The sequence below is a fragment of the Arthrobacter sp. HMWF013 genome (assembly GCF_003061105.1).
Taxonomy (GTDB): domain Bacteria; phylum Actinomycetota; class Actinomycetes; order Actinomycetales; family Micrococcaceae; genus Arthrobacter.
Window position 1 is genome coordinate 308 of record NZ_QAIQ01000706.1, and the last position, 2,440, is coordinate 2,747.

Genomic DNA, 2,440 nt, shown 5'->3' on the forward strand with positions numbered 1-2,440 from the left:
TTTCGGATGCTGACAAACGCCGGATTCCGTAGGGCTCCGCCCTAGGGGCGCGGTGCGCAGCTCGTGCGTGTTCGCGGCCGGCTGTGAGATCGGAAATCAGGCCCATGCCGGCGTACTCGCGCACGGCGGCGATGCCGGCAACTGCTGCGGCTTTGTCGCGAAAGGATGTGGAAACGGCCATGACGGTCCCATCGGGCGCTGTCACCCGGAACCTGTAAAGGGATTCCGCATCAATAAAAAGTTCAAACTTTCCGGCCATTACTGTCCTCCCGGTAGGCGGGCGTCCCCGCGGCACCTTTGCCGCGGGGAGCCTGAGACGCGCCATTGCGTCTGCTCCCGCTGGTTCTTAGCAATTTAGAAATTCATCAATCGCTAAAGAGTCTTTCCTAGGTGCACGCTTCCCGCAAGGGCCAAAAGTCCGCGCCCGCCAACCGTCATGCCAAACCGTGAGTGAGTTGGGGTGTTGGCGTATGCTATTTCAGCGGGACAGACAAGTCTGTCCTGCCCCCAAAAGGTGGACCGGCTACAGCCACTTGGCCCAGCCACAGAGACGAGAGGTATCCGGCGTGCCTGCGTTGCCAGAAGCGAAGTCAGACCTGTTCAGGTCCCTCGGGCATCCCGCGCGGATCCGGGTAGTGGAGTTGCTGGCCGATGGTCCCGTCCCGGTGAGCGAGCTGCGCCGGGCAACCGGCCTGGAAGCGTCAAATCTGTCCCAGCACCTCAGTGTCCTGCGCAGTCAGCGGCTGATTACTTCCTCGCGAACTGATGGCCAGATCCAGTACCAGCTCAGCTCCCCCGAGGTCCTGACGTTGTTCAGTGTGGCCGGTGCGCTGCTGATCAGCACCCTGCAGTCCACCAGGCTGGAACTTGCTGAGCTGGCCGACCCGGAGCTGCCCTGAGCCGAAGCTCCTGGTTTCCTGCCGCCTTTCAGCGGGCCATCACCCTTGACGTCGTAGAAAGTGCGTCCTCGAGGATCATATCGGCGGCCTTTTCCGCGATCATGATCGTGGGAGCCTGCGTGTTCGAACTGACGAGACGCGGCATGATCGAGGAGTCAACGACGCGTAATCCCTCAAGCCCATGGACCTGCAACCGCGGCGAGACGACCGAATCCTCTGTGGTTCCCATGGCGCAGGTGCCCACCGGATGGTACGAAGTGCGTCCGTAGGAGCGCACGAAATTCACGTACTCGTCGCGGGTTTTGACCGGGCTACCGTCACCCATGCGCTCCGCTCGGATGAACTGAGCCATCGACGGCTGCTCCATAATCTGTCGGCTCTGCTGCACGCCGGCGATGGCCATCTCGGTGTCGTAGTCATCGGCCAGGTAGTTTGGATCGATGAGCGGTGCTTTTGCCGGGTCCAAGGACGCCACACGGACTGTTCCCCGGCTCCGGGGCCGCACAAAGTACGAGTTCAACGTTGCACCGAATCCCGGCGGCAAGGGCGGGCAGCCTTCCTCCGCCCGCGCCGCCGGCAGGAAGTGGAACTGCAGGTCCGGCGTCTTCTCGTCCTCGTTCCCATAACTGAATCCCCCGGCCTCGACCACGGTTGAGGCGAACGGTCCGGAATGGAGGGCGAGGTACTCGAGACCGGCCGTAATCGACGCCGGGCTCACCCGGTTGAGCCGGTCCAGGCTGTGGTAGTCGTCGGTGAGTTCGAAAATGACGTCCACAGCGCAGTGGTCCTGCAGGTTCTTACCCACACCGGGCAGGGGATGTAGGGTGCCGATGCCGGCGGCGGCGAGGTCCGCCGGGTTACCGATACCCGAAAGCTGCAGCAGTTTGGGCGAACCGAAGGCGCCGCTCGAGACGAGCACTTCCCGCTTGGCGCTGTACGTTCGTGCGCTGCCGCCTTCGAGCGCCTGAATCCCGACGGCTCGGCCGTTCTTGATAATTACTTTCGAGACGTTCACGTTAGTGCGGACCGTGAGGTTGCGCCGCTTGCGCGCGGGCTTCAGATAAGCGTCGGCCGCGCTGCAGCGGCGGCCGTTCTTCGTGGTCGTCTGGTAGAAACCGACGCCGTACTGCTTGGCACCATTGAAGTCGCTGTTGTAGGGCAACCCGAACTCTTGGCCCGCTAGCACGAAGGCCGCCGAGAGCTTGTGAGGATGTACAAGGTCAGATACTCCGAGCGGCCCCTGGGCTCCGTGGTGGGGTGCCGAGAGCCGGCTGTTCGACTCTGAGCGTATGAAGTACTTGCCCACCTCGTCGGCGGACCAACCTTCGCATCCGTAGTCCGTGACCCACCCGTCGTAGTCCTCGGCCACGCCACGAGTAAAAACCTGGGAGTTGATGGATCCACCGCCGCCGAGCACACGGCCTTGGCGGATCGGAATACGGCGGCCGTTGCCGTGCTTCTGCGGAATGCTGGAATAGCCCCACTGATGCGGCCCGGTACTAAGTTTCGGAAAGCCGGCGGGCATGTGGATAAACAAATTG

General features: G+C 62.6%; 3 protein-coding genes. 1 reads left to right on the top strand and 2 read right to left on the bottom strand.

Going from position 1 to position 2,440, the window contains the following annotated elements:
- A partial coding sequence (locus tag DBR22_RS22745) for a DUF1508 domain-containing protein (protein WP_108600839.1) occupies positions 1-259 on the bottom strand: 259 nt, incomplete at its 3' end.
- Between the two features lie 307 nt (positions 260-566).
- On the opposite strand from DBR22_RS22745, the gene DBR22_RS22750 reads away from it, so the two are divergent.
- Positions 567-899 (top strand): ArsR/SmtB family transcription factor, encoded by a 333-nt coding sequence (locus tag DBR22_RS22750; RefSeq protein ID WP_258229415.1) that lies wholly within the window; start codon positions 567-569, stop codon positions 897-899.
- 28 nt (positions 900-927) lie between these two features.
- Here DBR22_RS22750 and DBR22_RS22755 read toward each other — a convergent pair.
- A partial coding sequence (locus tag DBR22_RS22755; protein ID WP_108600840.1) for a GMC family oxidoreductase occupies positions 928-2,440 on the bottom strand: 1,513 nt, incomplete at its 5' end.